The sequence below is a fragment of the Rathayibacter tritici genome, from assembly GCF_002932875.1.
GTDB classification, from domain to species: Bacteria; Actinomycetota; Actinomycetes; order Actinomycetales; family Microbacteriaceae; genus Rathayibacter; species Rathayibacter tritici.
On sequence record NZ_PSWS01000036.1, the window covers coordinates 1 to 21,512 of the forward strand.

Consider the following 21,512-nt stretch of genomic DNA (forward strand, 5'->3'; position numbering starts at 1 on the left):
CGCACTTTCCGCCCCGCCCGCCCTTCCCGACAGGAGAGAACGATGACCTCGTCCGATACCACCAGCACATGCGCCTCCCGATCGGGCGAGCGCATCGGCCTCTGGCTGATCGGGGCCCGGGGCAGCGTCGCCACCACGGCCGTTGTGGGCCTGCACGCGATCGCCGCAGGTGCCGCGCCCAGCTCAGGCTGTGCCACCGCGACCCCCGCCTTCGAGGATGTCCCGCTCGCGGGCTTCGCCGACATCGTCGTCGGCGGCCACGACGTCGCGCCGACCCCGTTGCTCGAGAAGGCGACGGGCCTCGCGGCCGGCGGCATGTTCCCGACCTCGGTGGTCGCCGAGGTCGCCGAGCGCATCGATGCGACCGACGCCGAGATCCGCCTCGCTCCCACCGACGCCGCCTCGCAGCAGGAGGAGATCGACCGGCGCGCCGCCGACATCGTCGCCTTCCGCGAGCGCCACGGCCTCGCGCGGGTCGTCGTGATCGACGTCGCCTCGACCGAGGTGCTGCCGGCCGACCGCCCCGAGTTCCACGACCTCGCCGCCCTCCGCACCGCCCTCGCGCGTCCGGGCGAGCACCTGCTACCGCCGAGCTCGATCGCCGCCCTCTCGGCCGTCGTCGCGGGCGCGGCCTACGCCTGCTTCACTCCGTCGACCGCGCTGGCCCTGCCGGCGCTGGACGAGTGGGCGGCCGAGGCCGGGATCCCGATCGCGGGGCAGGACGGTAAGACTGGGGAGACCCTGCTGCGCAGCGTGCTCGCTCCGATGTTCACGGCGCGCGGGATGCGCGTGCTCTCGTGGGCGGGCGCGAATCTGCTCGGCGGCGGCGACGGGCAGACCCTCGCCGACCCGGAGGCGGTGCGCTCGAAGCTCGTCTCGAAGAACCGCGGACTCCGCAGCCTGCTGGGCGACGATGTGGTCACTCCGCTGCACATTGACAACGTGCCGGACCTCGGCGACGTCAAGACGGCGTGGGACCACGTGCACGCCGAGGGTTTCCTCGGCTCGCGGATCACCGTGCAGACGATCTGGTCGGCGTACGACTCCGCCCTCGCGGCCCCGCTGATCCTCGACCTCGCCCGCCTGCTGGCGCTCGCGGACGAGGCTGGAGTCTCGGGCCCGGTCGGCGAGCTCGGCTTCTTCTTCAAAGACCCGTGGGGGAGCGACGTGCACGGCTTCGCCGAGCAGACCGCGGAGCTGGTGGCCTGGGCCGCCCGCACCGGTGCGCTCGTCGCCGAGCGCCGCACCCCGGTGAGCAGCAGGACGCGGAGCGATGGCTGAGCTGCGCGACTACCTGGAGCTGGTCCGCGCGAAGGCAGCGCTGACGGTGATCGGCGACACCCTCGCGGGCGGAGCCTGGGCAGGCCGCGGACTCGGGGCGGGCACCCTCGCGCTCCCGCTGTCCTCGGCACTGCTCTACTCGGCGGGAATGGCGCTCAACGACTACTCGGACGCCGAGCTCGACGCCCGGGAGCGGCCCGAGCGGCCGATCCCGTCGGGGCGGATCCGCCGCTCGGCGGCGCTGGGCACGGCGGCCGTGCTGACCGCGGCGGGCGTCGCGGTCGCGGCCGTCGTGGACGGACGGCGCTCGCTCGCGCTCTCGCTGCCGCTCGCCGCGACGATCTGGTCGTACGACCTGCTCGCGAAGCCGACTCCGCTGGGCCCGGTCGTGATGGCGGCCTGCCGCGGACTCGACGTGCTGCTCGGCGCGGGCGCGGACGGCGTGCGCGCGGCGGCCCCCGCCTCCGCCGCCGTTGCCGCGCACACGCTGGGCGTCACTGTGCTCTCGCGCGGCGAGGTGCACGGCACCACCCCGGTCGCGGCGGGAGCGGCGGCGGCCGGGACCGCGTCGATCGCGCTGTCCACTGCGGGGGGCGTCCTGGCCGAGCGCCGGGCCGCCCCGGCCGCGGTCGTCACCGCGGGGCTGGGTCGCTGGCTCCTGCTCGTGCTCACCGCGCAGCTGCAGGCGTCGAGGACGCCGACGGCGGCGGCCGCACGCACGGCCACCCGCGCGGGCATCACCGGGATGATCCCGCTGCAGGCCGCACTGACCGGACTGAAGCGGCCGGAGCTGGGTGCCGCGCTGCTCGCGCTCGACGCGCTCGGCTCCCTCCTGCTCCGCCGCCCGCGGACGGCGGACATCACATGAGCGTCACCGGACCCGTGCTCGGTTACGGCACCAACGGCTTCGCCGACCACACTCTCGAGGACGCGCTGACCGTGATCCACGCCGCCGGCTACCGCGCCGTCGCGCTCACCCTCGGGCACCCGCACCTGGATCCGTTCGCTGCCGACTGCCGCGAGCAGACGCTCGCGCTGCGGTCGCGGCTCGAGGCGCTGGACCTGCGTGTCGTAATCGAGACCGGCGCCCGCTATCTGCTCGATCCCTTCACCAAGCACCGGCCCACGCTGGTCGATCAGGAGGCGGAACCGCGGCTGCGGTTCGTGGAGCGCGCCATCGAGATCGCCGCGCTGCTGGGCGCCGACGCAGTCTCGCTCTGGTCGGGCGTCGTGCCCGCGGGCGGTGACCGGGCTGCGGCCTGGCGTCTCCTGGTCGAGCGGATGCGCGGTCTGGTCGCCCTGGCCGAGCGCCACGGTGTGCGGCTGGCATTCGAGCCCGAGCCGGGGATGCTGGTCGAAACGGTCGCCGACGCGCTGCTGCTGCGCCGCGAACTCGGCGATCCGGACGCATTCGGGCTGACGGTCGACCTCGGGCACTGCGTCGTGGTCGAGCCCGAGGGCGTGGTCGGCGCCCTCCGCAGCGCCGCCGGCCTGCTGCTCAACGTGCAGGTCGACGACATGCTCCCGGAGCGGCACGAGCACCTCGAACTCGGTACCGGCTCCCTCGACCTCGCTGCGGCTTTCGCCACCCTCGCCGAGATCGGCTACAGCGGGATCGCGGCCGTCGAGCTGCCCCGGCACTCGCACGACGCGCCACGCGTGGCCATCGCGAGCATCGCGGCGATTCAGGAGGCGCGCGGCGGCGCCTCGGCGCACGTCGAGCACCCGTGGACCACGTCCGCCCGCGTCGCGGTCCTGGAGCGCCCGTCGCGGATCGAGCGCTTCTTCCCCACTGCGGGTCGCGAAGCCGGACGCGAACCGGTGCGGCCTGCCGAGGATCCGCAGGGCCTGGTCCACGGCACGCACGACGACGCAGCCCGCGCCGCCCTGGTGCAGTCCGCGGCGCAGGCCCTCACGGACGACGACCTGGCCGTGCTCCTCCTCCGCCTCTACCGCGGCGGGGACGGCGCCGAGCGCCGCGGCGTGCTGGCCGGGCTGAACGCCCTGGCCGGCCCGGGTCCTGCGACCACCGCCGTCGGCCTGGAGCTGACCGCCGACGCCCTGCGCGCCAACGACACCGGTCTCGTCGCCGTCGCGATGGGCCCCTTCGCCCGCGGCCACCTCGACGCGCACGCCTGGCGGCACGGGGTCCTCAAGCTCGTCTTCCTCGGCATCCCGCTCGCAGCGGTCGCCGGGCTCCAGGAGCGCAGTGACGCCGAGCTGCGGGCGATGGCCGAACGTTTCGCCGACGAGCGCCGCGCGGCCGGGCGCCCTCTCCCGAACGATCTGGCGGTGCTCCTGCCGAGCTGACCGCCCCCGAACGTCGCCCCGACCGCGGGCCCACCACCACCGATGAGAAAGGCGCGACGATGCGCATCTTCGACCCGCACATTCACATGACCTCCCGCACCACCGACGACTACCAGGCGATGTTCGACGCCGGCGTCCGCGCGGTTGTCGAACCCTCCTTCTGGCTCGGCCAGCCGCGCACCAACGTCGGCTCGTTCACCGACTACTTCGACGCCCTGATCGGCTGGGAGCGCTTCCGCGCCGCGCAGTTCGGCATCCGGCACCACTGCACCATCGGGCTCAACCCGAAGGAGGCGAACGACCCGCGCTGCCGGGCCGTGCTGCCCGAGCTGGACCGCTACCTCGCCAAGGACGGCGTGGTCGCGGTCGGCGAGACCGGCTACGACTCGCTCACCCCCGAGGAGGACCAGGTCTTCCGTCAGCAGCTCGAGCTCGCCGGCGAGCACGGCCTGCCCGCGATGGTGCACACCCCGCACCGCGACAAGGAGTCGGGTACCCGCCGCACCCTCGAGGTGGTCGCCGACTCGGGGCTCGCGCCCGGTCAGGTGCTGGTCGATCACCTCAACGAGGTCACGGTCGACGCCGTCCGCGACTCCGGCTGCTGGATGGGCTTCTCGATCTACCCCGACACCAAGATGGACGAGACCCGCCTGGTGACGCTGGTCGAGCGGATCGGCCTGGACCGCGTGCTGGTCAACTCCGCCGCAGACTGGGGCCGCTCCGATCCGCTCACGACCGCGAAGACCGGCCGCCTGCTCCTCGTGGCCGGTTTCAGCGCGGCCGACGTGGACCGGCTGCTCTGGCAGAACCCGGTCGAGTTCTACGGGCAGAGCGGACGCCTGGACCTCTCGCCCGTCGCGGGTGTCGACGTGGCCCGAGCGAGCCGCACCTTCGAGGGCAACTCCGTGCTCCGGGGCGCGCCGCGCATGGCGGAGGTCCTCTGATGCACCTCTCGTACTGCACCAACGTCCACCCCGCCGAGGACCTGGCCGGAGTGGTCCGCCAGCTCGACGTGTACGCCGGACCCGCGCGCGTGGCCGCCGGGCTCGCGCTGGTCGGAGTCGGTCTGTGGATCCCGCGGGATCTCGCGGCCCGGCTGGTCGCGAGCGCCGAGGACCGCGCCGTTCTGCGGGCGGCCCTCCAGCGCAACGGCCTCGAAGTCCGCACGCTCAACGCCTTCCCGTACGCCGCGTTCCACGCCGAGGTCGTCAAGCTCGACGTCTACCGGCCCGACTGGACCACCCCGGAGCGCCTGCAGTACACGATCGACTGCGCGCGGGTCCTCGCCGACCTGCTGCCCGCGGGCGCCGACGGCAGCATCTCGACGCTGCCGCTGGGCTGGCGCGAGGGCTGGGGCCAGGAGCAGGACGACGCGGCCTGCCGCAACCTCGCCCGCCTCGTCGAGGAACTGCGCGACCTGCGCCGCTCCACCGGCCACGCGATCCGCCTGGCGATCGAGCCCGAGCCCGGCTGCATCCTCGATACGGTCGACGACGTCGTCGACTGGCTGCACCCGCGGTTCGGAGTGGTGGATCCGGCTTTCGTCGGCGTCTGCCTGGACACCTGCCACCTCGCCGTCTCCTTCGCCGACCCGGCCACCGCCGTCCGGCGCATCCGCGACGCGGGCCTGCGCGTGGTGAAGGTGCAGGCCTCGGCCGCGCTGCACCTGGAGGATCCGGCCGGCCGCGCCGCGCTGGCTCCGTTCGTCGAGAAGCGCTACCTGCACCAGACCCGCGAGAACGGGATCGACGGCGTGCTCCGCGTCGATGACGTGCCGGAGGCGCTCGACACGCTCCCCGGTACCGGCCCCTGGCGGGTGCACTTCCACGTGCCGCTGCACCACCGGCCGGAGGCGCCGCTCTCGGCGACGACGGCCGTGCTCGTGGAGGCGGTCTCCGCGGTCGACGCGGCCTGGCCGTACGACGAGATCCACCTCGACGTCGAGACGTACACCTGGTCGGTGCTCGCCGACGCGCCGAGCGACCTCTCTACGGGCATCGGCGCCGAACTCGCCTGGGCGGCCGAGCACCTGCTCACTCCCGCCTCCCGCGACGCGCTACTGGCGCCCCTCCTCCCGCAGGCGGCGGCGCTGTGAGGCCCGTGCTGCTGCTCGACGTGGTCGGGCTGACCTCGACGGCGCTCGCCGACATGCCCCGCCTCTCGCGCCTCGCCCGCGACGGCGGGCGGCTGCCGTTGGACACGATCCTGCCCGCGGTCACCTGCAGCGTGCAGTCCACGATGCTCACCGGGTCGATGCCCGCCCAGCACGGGATCGTCGGCAACGGCTGGTACTTCCGCGACCTCGGCGAGGTGCACCTCTGGCGCCAGCACAACCGCCTGGTCACCGGGGAGAAGGTCTGGGAGACCGCGCGTCGGCGCGGCGGGGAGCCGTACCGCGCGGCGAACATCGGCTGGTGGTACGCGATGGGGGCGACGACCGATGTCACCGTCACTCCGCGCCCGATCTACCACGCGGACGGCCGCAAGTCTCCCGACGCCTACGTGCGCCCGCCGGCGCTGCACGACGAGCTGGTGTCGCGCTTCGGCGCGTTCCCGCTGTTCCAGTACTGGGGGCCGACCGCGTCGCTGCGCTCGACGCAGTGGATGGTCGACGCGACCCGGCACGTGCTGGCCGGTGACGGCTCCGGCCCGCCCGAGCTGACCACGGCGTACCTGCCGCACCTCGACTACGACCTTCAGCGCTTCGGACCGGACTCGCCCGAGGCGCGCCGGGCCGCGACGGAGCTGGACGTGGTGCTCGCTCCGCTCCTCGATGACGCGGAGGCACAGGGCGCGTCAGTGATCGTGGTCGCCGAGTACGGGATCGCCGACGCGGATACCCCGGTCGACGTGAACCGGGCGCTGCGGAGGGAGGGCCTGCTCGAGGTGTATGTGCAGGACGGCCGCGAGCAGCTGGATCCGTGGACCTCGCGCGCGTTCGCCGTCGCCGACCACCAGGTCGCCCACGTCTACGTGCAGGACGCGGCCGATCTGCCGCGGGTGCGCTCGCTCCTCGAGGCGCTCGACGGCGTCGACGAGGTGCTCGATCGGGAGGCGCAGGCCCGCTACGGCCTCGACCACGAGCGCTCGGGCGAGTTCGTCGTGGTCGCCCGGCCGGGCGCGTGGTTCACCTACTACTACTGGCTCGACGACGACCGCGCGCCCGACTTCGCCCGCGGCGTCGATATCCACCGCAAGCCCGGCTACGACCCGGCCGAGCTCTTCTTCGACCCGGCCGACCCGCTGGTGAAGGCGAAGGCGGCGGGCAACCTGGCCAAGAAGGCGCTCGGACTGCGCTACGCGATGAACCTGGTGCCGCTGGACGCGTCGCTGGTGCGCGGCACCCACGGGAGGCTGCCGTCCTCGTCGGCCGACACTCCGCTCGTGCTGGCCTCGGACGCGGACCTGCTGCCGCCCGGCGCCGCGTCGCTCCCGGCCACCGCGGTGCGCGACCTGGTGCTCGCGGCGCACGGGCCGTCCTCGGCGGGTGCTCACGACCAGCGAGCGAGTCGGTCCTCGACCATCGGAGCGTTCTAGGCGAGCGCGGTCCGCCAGACTTTTCGCGCGAGAGAGTATGTGTCTATATACACACCATTCTTGAAGCGCGAAGTCGATGCGCTATGACTGTACTAAAAATTCGGGGTCTGGGCAGGCTGTGCAGTCATTGCTGCTCCTCGTCGAAAACAGCCTCCTACGGCTGAATATATCCGTGAGGATCGTTCTTGCGTCATGAGACACATCCGCCACGTGGGACGGCGGCAGGGCACGCGGGCTGGATTCTGACATGGCAGCGAGGCGCGTAGCCTCGAGCTATGTACACGCCGTGGGCTTCTCGTAACGCCGCCCGGTGCTCATCGACGGATGCTATTAGCACGGTTGTCCCAAGCGCTTTAAGACGCCGTCGACAAACCGCGACTACGGGGAGGGCAGGATCGGTCGAAACCGGCTCCGCGATATCGAGACCACCGAGTTGCTGGAGGAACGAGGCTGGCGCGTGCTGCGGTTCTGGAAACACGAAGCTCCCACCTCTCTCGCCACGAGTGTCGTGGACGTCGTGCGCGACCGACGAGAGGTCACTCCCTGAGGGCGGATAGGCTCTCCGCCCAGTCGTCGGTGATCGTCTGGATCGGCGCGAGCCGGTCGGGAAAGTCCTTATGCCGCGCCATACGTGAGGTGAGCCCGTAACGGAACTCCCATCGTCCAGCCGGTGAGAAGAGGCAGGCCGCGACGACGTCAAACCCGTCGACGGGATAGAAGCGCGAGGCGGGATCTCCCTTGGAGGCCCGGGTCTTCTGAACCTCGACCTTGAAGCTGCCGCTGGCGGAGGTCTTCGGGCTTGCGTTCTTGCACTCGACTCTCCTCACCCTGCCGTCCGAGAGGGTGACGTTGAAGTCGTGCATCGCGTCCACGTCGAGCCGCTCGACCGCGGCGATGTCGGGCGAACTGTCGAGCAGGTGCTCCAGGTGGTATTCGGCGACCCCACCGCGGACGGCGACCGAAAGCCGGTTACGGCCGCCGATGATGTCGAGGATCTGCTCGCTGGTGAGTGCGAACTGCTCCTCCAACACGTGCCGACGTGGCAGCTCGTCGACCGCCGTCTTGTCTGCGAGTGCGACAGCAGCCGAGTATCGCAGCGGCGGGTCCAAGCGCAGAGAGGTCGCTCGTCGTTCGAGACGTGCGTACTCGATGAGGCGGTCGGGGGTGAACGCGACGACTGTCTCCAGGCTGGTGGGGGAGCGGGGCTCGGAGCGTTTCGTTCCTGGCCGGTTGATCTTCTCCCAGACGTGCCAGCCGGACGCTGCGGCCTGTTGGATCTCGGCGTCCTTGGCATAGAAGGAGATGCCCATCGGCAGAGGGTCCCAGAGGTTGGCGTCCAGGCCGAGGATGACGCCGTCGGCGAGGTCGACGCCGAGGATCATGGTCACGTCCACGCCGGCGACATCCCGCCCGACGGGGTGCTCTCGCTTCCAGGACTCCTCGGCGCCGTAGCGGAGCTGTCCGCGGACCTCGTCGTCGGGACGGTTCTTGATCGAGTTCCCGGTGACGCGGAAGGGGTAGATGAGCATCCCGATCCGCTCGTCGGAGTCCAGCTGCACGCCGAGGTAGACCGGCGCGCGGTGTCGGTCGCTCGCATACAGCACACGGCCGCCGGAGGCACGTACGGCGTCGAGGAGGAATGCGTGTAAGTCGCTGCGCCCCTGGACGCGGTAGACCTCGCCGAAGGCGCGTCCGGCGAGCGTCTCTTCCTCCACAGAACCTCTTCCGGCTCGGGTTGTCCACCGATGCCCTTGGTCACGGTGGGTATGTCGGTGGCTGTCGGCATACTCGTGTCGACGATACTGGTTGGACACGCATTGCCTGCAGGGGCCGGGCCGTGCGTGCACGTTGAGGAAGAGGTGGCACATGGGCGAGCAGCTTCCGGTGGTGAGCCTGTTTTCCGGAGCAGGGGGCCTTGACCTCGCCGTCGAACGTGCCGACGCCGAGCCCCTCGCGGCCGGCGACCCTGGCAGCGGCCTCCTTCGCGTGTCGGTCGCGACGGACTACAACGAGCCCGCGTTGCGGACGTTGAAAGCGAACTTCGACGGCGCCACGACCCTCACCGGCGACATCCGACAGGTCCCCACCGAGCAGATCCTCGCCACAGCAGGGCTGCGGGCCGAGGAGCCGGTGCTGGTCGTTGGCGGCCCGCCGTGCACCCCGTTCAGCAAGTCCGGGTTCTGGTTGGAGCAGAAGCGCGAGAGCCGCGACCCCAATGCCTCGCTGCTGGACGAGTACGTCCGTGTCGTGCGCGAGTCACGCCCAGAGGCGTTCATCCTGGAGAACGTGCAGGGCCTGACGTACAAGACCCACAAGGCTCAGTTCGACCGGCTCCTCAAGGGACTCGGCGAGTTCGGCTACAACCCGCAGTGGAAGGTGCTGCTGGCCGCGGACTACGGGGTCCCGCAGCTTCGTCGCCGTGTGTTCGTCGTCGGGCGCCGTGACGGGAAGAAGTTCGAGTTCCCCGAGCCCACCCACTCCGGATGGAGCGAGCACAGCCGTACCGTCGACGCCAGCAAAATCCCGCACATCACCACCTCTCAGGCGTTTGCCGGACTGCCCCGACTCGTGCGCGCGGCCGAAGACGAGATCGTCGACGGCAACTACGGAGAACTTGCCGCGGAGATCCCGCCTGGTCAGAACTACCTGTGGCATACCGAACGCTACGGCGGCCGTAACCACTTCGAATGGCGCAGTCGCTACTGGACCTTCCTGCTCCGCCTCGACCCTGACCGGCCATCCACCACACTCCAGGCTCAGCCCGGCCCGTGGGTCGGCCCGTTCCACTGGGAGAACGTCCGCACCGCCTCTGGCGAAGAACGCGCACGACGCCTCCGCGTCAACGAGATGCTGCGGCTCATGTCCTTCCCCGACGACTTCATGATCGACGGGCCCCGCGCCGACGTTCAGCGCCAGCTCGGCAATGCCGTCCCCCTGGAGCTTGGCAAAGCCGTGGTCCGGACGTTGATGAATCAGCTCGGTTACCTCGATCGTCACGTGACCGGCCGGGAACTGATCGTCGCGTGATGTGAAGCGGGCGGCAAGCCGTCGGGCGGACGTGAGTCTCGATTACAGCGGGAGCATCCATACGTCGTCATATGCCCGTTCGGCAAGAAGACGTATCCGGGCCACGATCGAGTCTTTGGTCCACTCCGCCGCATCGAGAACTCCTCCACTGTCATAGTTGAGTCCATCGCTCCGCAAGATGCGCTTCTTGGACTCGAAGTCTTTGTCGCCGAGTAGGGTGTTGAGCGAATCGTTTACGAGGAGAAGGTTCCCGAGGCTTCCGACAACTTCGAAGGGCATTTTGTTGCGCAGCTCCTTCTGGGGAAGGATGTGCTTAGTCGTGAGTCGCTCGACGCTATCGAGATCGGCGCGAGTTCCTTCAGACGCGCACGCACCCGAACCTCTCCTAGAGACGCCTGGGTGCGCTGATCCTGCCCCTGACGCCAGAGGAAGTACTAGTCCTGAAGCTCCAGCCACATCTCGGGCGACGTTCCCAGGGCCGCGCCGAGCTGCGCCGCAGATTCGCGAGTGATCTCCTTCTTGCCGGCGATGATCTCGGACACGAACTGGGGAGGACGGCCAAGAATCTCAGCGAACTCGGCCTGAGTCCAGCCGCGCGCCTCGAGCTCGTCGGCGAGGAATCCCCCGCGGGGAATACTTCAGCGCGGATGGTTGCCATAGTGCGCCTCCCTTCAGTGGTAGTCGGCTAGATCGAGGGTGTGGCCGGCTTGCGGAAGACGGCAAATAAGATATCGGATCCGACCTCCTGAAAGATGCATGCTTCGTCCTCGCGGATCGGCCCCTCGTCGTGGTCCAGTCGGGTCAGGGGACGTCGAGCGCTAGTCGGACGTCTCGGTCCCGCAGCCTTGTGAAGGTAGTGCAGTACGGGACTCCGAGCGCTCGGCAAGCGTTCGGGATGAGGATTCGTTTGCGGGCGTTGGCCTGGTATCCCTCGTGCGTGACGACGGTGTGTCCGTGTGCGGCCGCATGAGCCACGAGGTAGTAGTCGGCGACGCTCAGGAACTCATCAATGGCAGCCTGGGTGAACGTGCCGTCGCTTGCCCATTGCGCCAACTCGGTCAGCTTGACTGCCGTGACGGCGTCCGCAGACTCAAACATGCCGAGGTGCTCTTGGACCCACGTTGCGAGGTCGTCGCCGCCACCCCGAGTTCCTCTGCAAGCTTCCCGAACGTCTCGGCCTTCGCCGTTCCGAGGAGCCGGAAGGCGTCGCCATAGGTTGTTCCCCCGCTACGCGCATCCGCTACAACTGCGCGCGCGAAGCGGCGACCGAGGCGGAGCGGCTGCGTTTTGTAGAAGTTCCCGCCGCTCGGGCTGGATCCACGAGCCGATTTTCGAACACGCGTCAATTCGTTTCGATAGCGGGTTCGGTACTCGTCCCGACCGATCAGATCGATGTCGAACAGACGGCGCAATACGACGAGGGTGCTCACGCGATAGACCGTGGCGAGGCGGTCCAGCTCGGGCGCGTCAGCCGTTCCCCGGAACGCCGCAGGCAGAGTCGCTCGTGGCACCAAGACCTCGGCGGCGACGTGGTTGCACCAACGTTCATGCGCATCATGGTCGGAGGCGGCAACGCCGGGGTCGGAGAGCGCGGACTCTCCCGCAGCGATGTGCGCTAGCTCGTGCACGATCGTGAAGATCTGGGCTGCCTTCGTATCCGCGGCATTCACGAAGATGAGCGGCGCGTAAGTATCGACGAGTGCGAATCCTCCGAACTCGTCCGGGTCCAGCGCTCGGCGGGCATTAGAACCCACGATTCCGTTGACGGATACAAGGACGCCCGCCGCTTCGATCAGATCGATGAGTTGACGGAAGGCGCCTTCCCAGCTGCGAAAGCGACTACGGCCCTCTATCTCGAATCCAATCGCAGAGCTAATGTGGTCCGCGACCGGCTCGATCGGATCACCGATAGAAGCGATCTTGACCAGCGCTACCTCATCAAAGCCGTGCGCTATCGCGAAATCTCTGTACCACGCCTGACGGCGCTGGCAAGAATAAATGGTGTCTCGAAGGTTCGGAGAGAGCTCCGCCCGAGCCTGGTCGCCGCGCGTTCGAAAGTCCGGGATGGGTGGGGACTCCTCAGGAGGCGTCGGAAGCATGAGGTAACCAAATGGGACGTGCGCCGCTCGAGCGAAGGATTGGAGCTGCTTCAAGGTCGGAGAAGGATCCGCAGCGAGCCAGGAATCGAAGCGCGGGAAGCGATCATGGATGGCGAGGTCGGTCCAGCCGGCACGGTCAGTGGCCCAACGCAGAACCTCCGGGCTTACCGTGATGCGGATGCTCACTACGTACCTCCGATCAGCAATGCGTGCGCCTCATCGTAAACGGAGGCTGTGACAAGTTGGGTGAGGTCAGCCAGCGGCTGAGGGCGTCACGTTCGGGCTCACGGCCGCGACAGCGCCTCGATGAGGTGGGGCAGGACTCCCTTGGACTCCGCGGCCGGCTTTCTCCCCTGTGCCTGTCACGCCTGGCGCTATCGGTCGAGTCCGCCGCGGTCGCGACCTGGCCTCCCGTGTGCGCTGGGCGAGCAACGCGTTGGCGCTTTCATTCTCCTGCGGGGAGAGCGTCGTGGGTACGGGCTCCCGGTTGGGAACGAGGCCGCGACCGTCTCGCGCGATGCGCGTAGCTCGGGCGGAAGGGCGGCGCGCTCGGCCGCCCATGCCTCGGTCTTGTTCGCGGTGTCCTGCCTGGTGTGGCGGGCAGCGCTCACCGGACCCCGGAGCGTCTGCGACAACTCAGTTCCGGTTCGACATGTCCGCCGCTCACCGCGGCACGAGCCCCGTGAGCCGCGACGTCAGCCGCTCGACTGGGCCGGCGCCGAGCACGCGCCACCACAGCAGTGCCGCCCCGCAGAGCCCGAGCACCAGGGCGAGCGCGGCGAGCGGAGCGTCGGCCGCGTAGCCGAAGCCCGCGCGAGCGAGCGCCGCGACCAGGGCGACCTGCAGCACGTAGACCGAGAGCGCCAGCGTGCCGATCGCCCGCAGCGGCACCAGCGCGCGCTGGACGGCTGCCGAGCGCGAGGTGGTGAGCAGCACCACCGCGACGTATGTCGCGAGCACGAGCCCGAGGTCGTGCAGTGTGTCCGGCAGGCCTCCGGAGAGGGTCTCTGCTCCGAGCAGGGGCTCGACCACGAGCCGCACCGGGTAGACGACGACCGCCACCGCCGCAAGCACTGGCAGCAGGCGGTCGCGCCGGGCTCCGTGGCGCAGCAGCAGGGCGCCGAGGAGGAAGAACGGGAGCAGATTGGTCGCGCGGTAGCTCGGCCCGGTGAAGAGCCAGAGGGTGAGCGGCGAGCCGGGTGCCGCGGCGGCTACCGCGGCGTTCAGCGGCCCGGCGACGAGCGCCAGCACGGCGGCGACCACGGCGATCAGCCGAGAGCGGAGGAGGAGCAGCGGGGTGCCGAGCACCAGCACGACCCCGAGGTACTGCAGCACGATCGCGATCCAGCTGCCCCAGATGCCGAGCCACACCCCGAGCGCCACCAGCACGGCGCCGCGGATCGCGTTCCGCAGCAGCACCCGGCCGGGGGAGGCGCCGGGCCGCGCGAGCACCAGCGCCGCCGACATCCCCATCACCAGCGCGAACAGCGGCGACGCAAGGTCGTTGACGTTCCAGGCGAGGAGGCCGAAAGCTCCCGTCCGTCGGCTCGGGACGAGCGGCATCGCGTGCGCGATCAGCATGGCGACCACCGCCACTCCTCGCAGCACGTCGGGGGTGACCAAGCGGTCGTGCCGGAGTTGCGGAGCCATCGCGGTCATGCCCGAGAGTAGGCGCGCCCCGGCCTCCGCGCCCAGCTCTCCCCCGCCTCGCGCCAGTCCCGCGTCGCACCCCGCCGCCCCCGGCCGGTCCGATCCGTCGCTCACGGCCCGTCCGCGACGGATCGACACCTCGAACGGCACTGCGCGAACCGCACCGCACGGGCCACGCTCGAGGTTTTCGCGCGCGGCGAGCGCACCGCGAGGAGGCAGCTGCGGGACGTGCAGCGGCATGCGCTCTCGCTCTCGCTCTCGGCCGACGCGGCTCTCGGCTGACGCGGCTCCCGGTCGCGCCGAGGACCGCGTCCCGGCGGAGAAGCGCAGGACGGTTGGCCCGATCGTCACCGACGAGTCCCTGCGCCTCGGTGGAGAAGGCCGGGGTCGTCGTCGGGTCACCGGGGGCCGGTCTGCGTTTCCTGGTCCTCGCTCGGCGCGGCCGGCTCTGCCTGCGGTTGCCCAGGCGAGGGCGCCGGCCGTCCGAGCGCGAGTCGGTGCAGGGCGATCCGCGCGGGCCGGATCACGTGGAGCGCGAGTCCGCCGGCCAGGACCGCTCCGAGGACGGCAAGGGGGATCATGGCCGGGAGCCCGCCGCTCGCCCGCTCACGGCGCTTCGCTCGCTTCACCACTGAACAGGATCATGGCGACGAGGACCGCCCCGAAGAGCGCGAGCATCGCGCAGTTCAGAGTGATGCCCGTGCGCGCCAGCTTGCGGTAGGGCTCCCGACGCAGTCCTACCATGCCGAGGGCGATCCCGATCACGGGGACGACGAGGATCGCGCCGACCACGATGGAGCACAGCCCGAGGACGACGCTGGTCATCGACAGGCTGCGAGAGTGCGGCTCCTCGGCGGGCAGCAGCGTCTCGACCGGGGCGTCGGGGGAGGGGTCCATGCAGTCCTCAGGAGTGCGGGCGGAACGGGGAACCGCTGCGACGAGCGTGCCTCGTCCTCTTCCGGGGTGCCGCCGGGAGCGTCACTTCGCGCCTTGACACGGGTCCGGCCCGACGACGCGGACCCGAGCCGACCGCTGCGACGGGGTCCTCCTCCCGGAGGCGGGCGCTCATCCTCCGGACGGAAGTTGCGTCCCACGGCTCCGAAAATGGCGCAATCGCTTCCGATGACGGCATGAATTGACGGATCGTCACGGATCGATTTCGTATGGTTTCCGAATTGGTCGTCCCATGAACGGCGCCGATGACACTCCACGAAAGGAACCCCTAATGAGCATTCGCCCCTCGACTCCGGTGACGAAGATCCTCACGATCTTCAGCTCGTTCGCCCTCGGCGCCCTTCTCCTGGCCGGCTGCTCCTCCGCGCCGGCGGAGGGCGCCGCTGCCGAGGCGACCCCGTCCCTCAAGGAGGCGGCCGCGACGCTCGGGACCTTCGAGAACACCCGCGAGGAGTACATGCGGAAAATGTCCTCGTGCCTTGATGACCACGGTGCCCAGGGCGACAGTGTGTCGCAGCAGATCAAGGACGCCGCGGACGCCGCCTGCGCCGAGGAAGTCGGCGCGGAGCCGCAGCCCACGGCCGAGGACTCCGCGGCGATGCGTGTGTACAACGGCGAACTGCGCTCGTGCATCATCGCGAAGGGGCACAAAGTCCCGGATCTCCAGGCCGACGGGCAGTGGGATAACGAGGCCATGTCGAAGCTGCTGAAGACGGACGCGACGCTCAACCAGGATTCGGGTACCTGCTTCGACGAGATGTCGCAGTGATGGCGACGCGACGTCGGCTCGTTCTGGCCGGTTCGGCGGTGCTTGTGCTCGCCGCGGTCGGTGGCCTCGCGCTCTGGGCGCCCTGGGGGGCGTCCTCCGCGAGCCCGGAGTCCCCAGCTGCACCCGTCGGGCGGACGGTTCAGGTGACGACCGGCACGGTCGCCAAGACGACCACCGAGAAGGGGACGCTGCGCTATCCAGCGGTCAAGTCGCCGACCTCCCGCGCGACCGGCACGCTCACCGCCGTCCCCGCCGTCGGAACCTCCCTCGGACGCGGCGACACCGTGTACGAAGTCGACACCGTCCCCACGGTGCTGCTCCTGGGCACGGTCCCGGTCTGGCGCGACCTCTCCGTCGGCGCGAAGGGGGCGGACGTCCTACAGCTCGAGCAGAACCTGTCCGAGCTCGGGTACTTCCCGCGGGTGCCGGACGAGGAGTTCCTCGAGCCCACGGCCGAGGCAGTGCGGAAGTGGCAGAAGGCCCTCAAGATCCCCCAGACCGGCGAGGTTCCCCAGTCCGCCATCGTCGTGGCTCCGGACGTCGTGCGCGTGGGCGCCACTCCGGTCGCCGTCGAGACGCCGGTCGGAGCGGGGACCACCGTGATCACGCTGACCGCGCATGCCCCGTCGGTGCAGGTGATGCTGCCTCTCGCCGACCAGGGCCTCGCGTCGGTCGGAGCGGCGGTGAGCGTCACGATGCCCGACGGCACCCTGGCGCCCGCCAGCGTGACGTCCGTCGGTCGGGCTCAGGTGTCGGGCGGGCAGAACTCCGGGAGCCAGAGCCAGAGCCAGGACGACCCGTCAACGAGCCGGGTCGTCCCCGTCGAGATCGCGCTCACGGATCCCGCCGTCGCGGACGGCCTCCAGGAGGCGTCGGTGCAGGCCGCCTTCATCGGCGAGCGCCACGACGACGTCCTCACCGTGCCGGTCGACGCGCTCCTCGCCCGCGCCGGCGGGGGCTACGAGCTGGAGGTGATCGGCGGCGACGCATCGAAGCAGCGGATCCCCGTGACGGTGGGACTCGTCGCTGACGGCGTCGCCGAGGTGTCCGGGGACGGGTTGCACGACGCCCTGACCGTCGGGGCGGCGAGCGCATGACCCTCCTCGACCTCCGCGACGTGACGCGCGATCACGGCAGCCCCGCGGTCCGCGCCGTCGACGGTGTCACGCTGTCCGTGGACCGCGGCGAGCTCCTCGCGATCGTCGGGCCGAGCGGATCCGGCAAGTCGAGCCTGCTCAACATCATGGGGTTGCTCGATCGTCCGACCACCGGCACCGTCCTGATCGACGGCGTCGACATCGGTACGGTCGGCGACCGGCGACTCTCCGGGTTGCGGGCGACGATGCTCGGCTTCGTCTTCCAGCAGTTTCACCTGGACGAGACCCGCAGCGCCCTGGACAACGTGGCGGACGGGGCGCTCTACGTCGGCACGCCGCTGCGCCGACGCCGGGAGGCGGCGGAGAACGCGCTGCACAGAGTCGGGCTGGCCCATCGCCTGCACCACCGTCCCCATCAGCTCTCGGGCGGAGAGAAGCAGCGGGTCGCGATCGCCCGGGCGATCGTCTCGGACGCGCCGCTCCTGCTCGCGGACGAGCCGACCGGTGCCCTCGACTCCGTGTCCGGGGCCGCGGTCGTGGCGCTTCTGCGCGAGCTCAACGCCCAGGGAACGAGCATCGTCGTGATCACGCACGACAGGGCGCTCGCGGAGAGCCTTCCGCGGGTGGTCGCGATCCGTGACGGACGGGTTGAGTCCGATATCCGGGCGACGGGAGCAGCCGCATGAGCCGCTCACGCCTGCTCGCGAGTGACCTCCTCCGGATCGGCAGCGGCGGGCTGCGGCTGCGTCCACTCCGCGTGATCCTCTCGGCGCTCGGCATCGCGATCGGAATCGCGGCGATGATCGCGGTGGTCGGTGTCTCCGCGACCTCGCAGGCGCAGGTCGAGAAGAACCTCCACGATCTCGGCACGAATCTGCTCACGGCGAGTTCCGCTGCGAGCGTCATGAGCGCCCCGGTCCCGCTGGCCCCGAACGCGGTCGAGCGGGTCCTCCGGATCGACGGCGTCGAGTCGGCGGCATCTGTGGCCGTCCTCCCGGTCGGCGCCTACCGCAACCGCCTCGTCGATCTGGGCAATACCAATGGCCTCACGGTCGCCGTCGCCGATCAGCGCCTGCTCGGCGTGACGGAGTCACCGGTCGCCGTCGGCCGGTGGTTCGACGCGGCGTCGTCCGAGCTTCCGACGGTGGTCCTCGGCGAGACCGCCGCGAGCGCGCTCGGGATCGAGGAGCCCGGTTCGATGGTCCACGTGGGCGACGCCGATCTCACCGTGATCGGCGTCCTCGGCCGCAGCCCGCTCGCGCCCGAGCTGGACAGCGCCGTGCTCGTCCCCGGATCAGCGGCTCGCACGCTCCTGGGCTGGAAGGGGAACCCGACGACCGTGTACGAGCGGTCCGCCGATGAGGCAGTGCCCCGGATCCAGCAGCTGCTCGCACCGAGCATCGACCCGGTGAAGCCCAGAACCGTCGCGGTGGCGCGGCCGTCGGACGTCCTGCAGGCCAAGAACACCGTCGACGCCTCGTTCAACGGGCTGCTTCTCGGAGTCGGTTCGGTCGCCCTGCTCGTCGGCGGGATCGGGATCGCCAACACGATGGTGATCTCGGTGCTCGAGCGGAGGCGTGAGATCGGCCTCCGCCGGGCCCTGGGCGCGACCCGCGGTCACATTCGCGCGCAGTTCCTCATCGAGGCGTTCCTCCTCTCGCTCCTCGGCGGGATCGGCGGCGCAGTCCTCGGCACGGCGGCGGTGGCATTCTTCGCCGCGACCTCGGGTGCTCCGCTGACCATCCCGGTCGGGATCGTCCTCGCGGGTCTGGGCGCGACCGTCGTGGTGGGGATGATCGCGGGCTCCTACCCGGCGATCACGGCCGCCCGGACGCCCCCGGCGGTTGCTCTGACGACCTAGCCGCAGTTCCCCGACGCGCTCCCACGGGGCGACGTCAGCGAAGACCTCCGGGACGAGGCGGGCCACTGGACCCGCCTCGTCCCGGAGGTCTTTGTGGTTTAGGCGTGCAGGCGGGTGTCGACGAGGCCACGGCGTGCTGCACCGGGTCGGCCCTCGCTCAGACCTGAGCGGTGCCGCTGTCCTCGACCGAACCCGTCGCCTCCGACTCGTCGGCGATATCGGTGTCGGTCTCCTCGGCGCGCTCGCGCAGGGCATCCGCCATGGCGCCGGCTCCCTCGGCCCCGTGGTCGTGCTCGACCTGGTCGATCAAACCGCTGAGCTTCTCGTCGTTGCTCGCGTCATCGGCTCCGTCCATCACGGGGCTGTTCTGGTCGTTGTCGCTCATGGCGCTCCTCCTGGGTCGACCGGCCTCTGCGCCGGTGCTCCGACGCTACGCGTGCGCCCGGAGCCGCGAACGTGATCGACGGGAATCGGCTGATCCGCTAGGCATCGCGGCCGAGCGGATATCAGTCCGCTCTCGTCGTTCTCGACCGAAGTCACTCCTTCTCCCGACTAAGGCACTCTTCCACTCGACCTGAGGCGCTTTCGTTTTGAGAGCACCCGACTACGTGAGCAGACATCGTGTTCTACGGCTGAAGAATTCACTTCGCAATGACTCCCCGACTTTTGCTCCTGCTACGATATGGCGACTTCTGCACCAGGGATCGGTGGTCGTTCTCGGCGGGCGATCGATCGTTCACACGCCTGTTCTCTCGATCATCACCAGTGAAGGCGCGTATGGCTTCGTATCTGTTCGTCTGCTCCGGGGGCGGGCATCTCAAAGAGATGTTCGCACTCTCGGGTCTGCTCGGAGTCGACCCCGAGGAGCAGCATTGGGCGACCGTCGACAGTGCCCTCAGCCGCACCCTCCTCGCCGACCGGCGCATCACGCACCTCGCCGATCCGCCGCCCCGTGCCGTCGCGCCGGTGCTGCGCAATGCGATGATCGGCCGCTCGCTGCTGACCCGCGGTTCCTTCGACGCCGTCTTCAGCACCGGCGCCAGCCCGGCCCTCTCCTTCCTCCCGCTGGCGGCCTCGCGCGGCATCCCCGCGCACTACATCGAGAGCGCCGCGCGCGTACTCGGCCCGTCGGTGACCGGCCGGATCCTCGCCCGGGTCCCGGCCGTCTCGACCTACACGCAGTACCGCTCCTGGGCCGACGACCGGTGGAGTTTCGGCGGCTCGATCTTCGATACCTACCGCGTCGAAGACGTCGTCCCGCGGCCGATCCGCCGGGCCGTCGTCTCGGTCGGCACGCAGGACGGCTACCCCTTCCCGCGCTTCTTCGCCGCGCTCGCGCCGCTCCTGGACGGCGTGGAGGTGCTCTGGCAGACCGGCGCGAACGACGTGTCGGGGCTGGGAATCCAGGGCCGCCACTCGGTGCCGCATGACGAGCTCAACGAGGCGATGGCGGCGGCCGACGTCGTGATCGCGCACGGGGGAGTGGGCACGGCGCTCAGCGCCATCGAGCAGGGCCGGGTGCCGCTCCTGGTGCCGCGACGCGCCTCCTTCGGCGAGCACGTCGACGACCACCAGGTGCAGATCGCCACTCGCCTAGCCGAATCCGGGCTCGCGGTCACCGTCGAGATAGAGAGTCTTTCCCGCGGAACGCTGGAGCAGGCTGCGGCCCGCCGGATCGTCTCCGCGGATTCCGCCGTGCCCTTTGTCGTACACGACTCTGCCGAGAAGTCCTCGGGCTTCTCCCGCCGACTGTTCCCCTCATCCCGTTGATGACCGCCGAGCGATCAGATGTGATGAGAACGTCATCCGGGCGTCATCTTCGGCCCGTACACTTCCGAGTGGGTTGGGGGGCCGGACGCGACTTCTCGTGCGTCGATATCGGACTGGTCGGCCGACTCGATTCTGATCGTGAAAGCTCCGAAGGAACCTCGATATGACTTACATCCCGCGCGGATTATCGCGCCGCATCCTGCTCGCCGCCTCTGCTGCCGGAGTCGCCGCGACCGCCTCCGCACTTGTAGCGACTCCCGCATTCGCCGCGGCGAATTACTCCGCGATCCCGAAGCTCCCAGGCGAGGTCTCCCGCAGGGACACGGCGCGCTCACGTGTCGGCGGGAAGCCCTACGAGATCATCGACGTGAAGATCGGTAACGACCCCGCACGCCTGTTCGTCCCGCACAGCGCGGTACCCGGGAAGAACCTCTCGGTGCCGGTCGTCTGGTACTACCACGCGAGCGGAAGCGACTACACAGCTCTCTCCGGCGCCTACCAGTATTCGGCCGATCAGCTCGTCGATCAGGGCTACGTCAGCATCTGCCCGCAGTACAGCGGCAGCAGCGCCTACACGAGTGCTCCCGCGCTCGCCGCGCAGAAGGCCGCCGTCACCTGGGTGAGCAGCCTGTGGTCCGTGCGTGCCAGCTTCCTCCGCTCGAACTCCGGCGGCGGCGCCCTGCTCTGCTGGGCCTACGCGAATCGCCTGGTGCCGACCATTTACGGTGCCTACCACTCCAGCGGCGTCTACGACATCGAGGACACCGAGTCGCGGGACCCGGGGCGCGTCGTCGCCGCGTACGGCGGCGACCTCACCGCACTGCGCGCCGGTAACCCGTCGCGTCTCCCGCAGTCGGTCTGGGCGGGCACGCGCCTGCGCATCACCGCCGGATCGGCCGACTCGCTCGTCCCGGCCGACATCCACGGCGGACGTCTGCGCCGCCTGGCTCTGCCCGTCGCCCGCGAAGCGACCATCGCCTACCACAGCGGCGACGGCGGACAGCTGGGCCACGTGGTCCCCGGCTTCACGAACACCGACATGGTCCTGACCTTCCAGCGCTGGCTCCAGGAGGGCCCCGCCTGATCGGCGGCAGGACCGACGCGACCCCTCCTCCCCGGGGGCCGTGGCCAGGGTCGAGCAGCGGAGGAGGAGGGCA

General features: G+C 70.1%; 20 protein-coding genes and 1 pseudogene. 13 read left to right on the forward strand and 8 right to left on the reverse strand.

From position 1 onward, the window contains the following. Nucleotides 1-42 precede the first annotated feature (42 nt). From C5D07_RS04660 to C5D07_RS04685, 6 genes are read left to right on the forward strand one after another with little or no spacing between them, the layout of a single operon-like run. Entirely contained in the window at nt 43-1,281 is a 1,239-nt protein-coding gene (locus tag C5D07_RS04660; protein WP_104258801.1) for an inositol-3-phosphate synthase, read from the forward strand. Next, nucleotides 1,274-2,149, forward strand: coding sequence for an SCO3242 family prenyltransferase (locus tag C5D07_RS04665; RefSeq protein WP_068250607.1), 876 nt, complete (start codon nt 1,274-1,276; stop codon nt 2,147-2,149). The genes C5D07_RS04660 and C5D07_RS04665 overlap by 8 nt, the downstream gene beginning before the upstream one ends. Then, on the forward strand, nt 2,146-3,591 hold the full coding sequence (locus C5D07_RS16060; RefSeq protein WP_104258802.1) for an EboA domain-containing protein: 1,446 nt from the start codon (nt 2,146-2,148) through the stop codon (nt 3,589-3,591). The genes C5D07_RS04665 and C5D07_RS16060 overlap by 4 nt, the downstream gene beginning before the upstream one ends. Before the next feature lie 59 nt (nt 3,592-3,650). Beyond that, a complete protein-coding gene (locus C5D07_RS04675; RefSeq protein WP_104258803.1) occupies nt 3,651-4,535 on the forward strand; it encodes a TatD family hydrolase in 885 nt (294 codons plus the stop codon). Next, nucleotides 4,535-5,686 carry a metabolite traffic protein EboE gene (eboE, locus tag C5D07_RS04680; RefSeq protein WP_068250616.1) on the forward strand — a complete coding sequence of 384 codons (1,152 nt, stop codon included), beginning with the start codon at nt 4,535-4,537 and terminating at the stop codon, nt 5,684-5,686. The genes C5D07_RS04675 and eboE overlap by 1 nt, the downstream gene beginning before the upstream one ends. Further along, nucleotides 5,683-7,128 (forward strand): alkaline phosphatase family protein, encoded by a 1,446-nt coding sequence (locus tag C5D07_RS04685; protein WP_104258804.1) that lies wholly within the window; start codon nt 5,683-5,685, stop codon nt 7,126-7,128. The genes eboE and C5D07_RS04685 overlap by 4 nt, the downstream gene beginning before the upstream one ends. 536 nt (nt 7,129-7,664) lie before the next feature. Here the strand turns inward: C5D07_RS04685 and C5D07_RS04690 are convergent. Then, entirely contained in the window at nt 7,665-8,843 is a 1,179-nt protein-coding gene (locus tag C5D07_RS04690) for a hypothetical protein (protein WP_104258805.1), read from the reverse strand. A gap of 151 nt (nt 8,844-8,994) precedes the next feature. On the opposite strand from C5D07_RS04690, the gene C5D07_RS04695 reads away from it, so the two are divergent. Further along, nucleotides 8,995-10,155, forward strand: a complete 1,161-nt coding sequence (locus tag C5D07_RS04695) for a DNA cytosine methyltransferase (RefSeq protein ID WP_104258806.1) — start codon at nt 8,995-8,997, stop codon at nt 10,153-10,155. 42 nt (nt 10,156-10,197) lie between these two features. Here the strand turns inward: C5D07_RS04695 and C5D07_RS16410 are convergent, their stop codons facing one another. The 6 genes and pseudogenes from C5D07_RS16410 to C5D07_RS04730 form a co-directional block, all read right to left on the reverse strand. Continuing rightward, complete coding sequence (locus C5D07_RS16410; protein WP_373408362.1) at nt 10,198-10,611, reverse strand: HNH endonuclease family protein; 414 nt, start codon at nt 10,609-10,611, stop codon at nt 10,198-10,200. Next, nucleotides 10,590-10,790 carry a helix-turn-helix transcriptional regulator gene (locus C5D07_RS16065; RefSeq protein WP_308470996.1) on the reverse strand — a complete coding sequence of 67 codons (201 nt, stop codon included), beginning with the start codon at nt 10,788-10,790 and terminating at the stop codon, nt 10,590-10,592. The genes C5D07_RS16410 and C5D07_RS16065 overlap by 22 nt, the downstream gene beginning before the upstream one ends. Before the next feature lie 166 nt (nt 10,791-10,956). Continuing rightward, nucleotides 10,957-11,268: pseudogene (locus C5D07_RS04710) on the reverse strand (DUF4411 family protein); the annotation flags it as partial. Beyond that, nucleotides 11,214-12,440: an ImmA/IrrE family metallo-endopeptidase gene (locus tag C5D07_RS04715; RefSeq protein WP_084415735.1), complete on the reverse strand. Its 1,227-nt coding sequence runs from the start codon at nt 12,438-12,440 to the stop codon at nt 11,214-11,216. The gene C5D07_RS04715 and the pseudogene C5D07_RS04710, both read right to left, overlap by 55 nt. 477 nt (nt 12,441-12,917) lie before the next feature. Next, nucleotides 12,918-14,018 (reverse strand): DUF418 domain-containing protein, encoded by a 1,101-nt coding sequence (locus C5D07_RS04720; RefSeq protein WP_167542328.1) that lies wholly within the window; start codon nt 14,016-14,018, stop codon nt 12,918-12,920. Between the two features lie 492 nt (nt 14,019-14,510). Further along, on the reverse strand, nt 14,511-14,801 hold the full coding sequence (locus tag C5D07_RS04730) for a hypothetical protein (protein ID WP_068250629.1): 291 nt from the start codon (nt 14,799-14,801) through the stop codon (nt 14,511-14,513). A gap of 328 nt (nt 14,802-15,129) precedes the next feature. On the opposite strand from C5D07_RS04730, the gene C5D07_RS04735 reads away from it, so the two are divergent. The 4 genes from C5D07_RS04735 to C5D07_RS04750 are packed head-to-tail and all read left to right on the forward strand — an operon-like array spanning nt 15,130 to nt 18,585. Beyond that, nucleotides 15,130-15,627, forward strand: coding sequence for a hypothetical protein (locus C5D07_RS04735; RefSeq protein WP_068250633.1), 498 nt, complete (start codon nt 15,130-15,132; stop codon nt 15,625-15,627). Then, complete coding sequence (locus tag C5D07_RS04740; protein ID WP_068250636.1) at nt 15,627-16,724, forward strand: peptidoglycan-binding protein; 1,098 nt, start codon at nt 15,627-15,629, stop codon at nt 16,722-16,724. Before C5D07_RS04735 ends, C5D07_RS04740 begins: the two co-directional genes overlap by 1 nt. Next, complete coding sequence (locus C5D07_RS04745) at nt 16,721-17,410, forward strand: ABC transporter ATP-binding protein (RefSeq protein ID WP_068250639.1); 690 nt, start codon at nt 16,721-16,723, stop codon at nt 17,408-17,410. The genes C5D07_RS04740 and C5D07_RS04745 overlap by 4 nt, the downstream gene beginning before the upstream one ends. Further along, nucleotides 17,407-18,585 carry an ABC transporter permease gene (locus tag C5D07_RS04750; RefSeq protein ID WP_068250642.1) on the forward strand — a complete coding sequence of 393 codons (1,179 nt, stop codon included), beginning with the start codon at nt 17,407-17,409 and terminating at the stop codon, nt 18,583-18,585. Before C5D07_RS04745 ends, C5D07_RS04750 begins: the two co-directional genes overlap by 4 nt. A gap of 157 nt (nt 18,586-18,742) precedes the next feature. On the opposite strand, the gene C5D07_RS04755 is transcribed toward C5D07_RS04750, so the two are convergent. After that, nucleotides 18,743-18,970, reverse strand: a complete 228-nt coding sequence (locus tag C5D07_RS04755; protein ID WP_068250645.1) for a hypothetical protein — start codon at nt 18,968-18,970, stop codon at nt 18,743-18,745. A gap of 392 nt (nt 18,971-19,362) precedes the next feature. Between C5D07_RS04755 and C5D07_RS04760 the strand changes: the two genes are divergently transcribed. Together C5D07_RS04760 and C5D07_RS04765 are read left to right on the forward strand one after the other, a co-directional pair. After that, nucleotides 19,363-20,355, forward strand: coding sequence for a glycosyltransferase (locus tag C5D07_RS04760; RefSeq protein ID WP_170063509.1), 993 nt, complete (start codon nt 19,363-19,365; stop codon nt 20,353-20,355). 163 nt (nt 20,356-20,518) lie between these two features. Next, nucleotides 20,519-21,439: a hypothetical protein gene (locus C5D07_RS04765; RefSeq protein ID WP_104258810.1), complete on the forward strand. Its 921-nt coding sequence runs from the start codon at nt 20,519-20,521 to the stop codon at nt 21,437-21,439. The last annotated feature ends 73 nt before the right edge of the window (nt 21,440-21,512 follow it).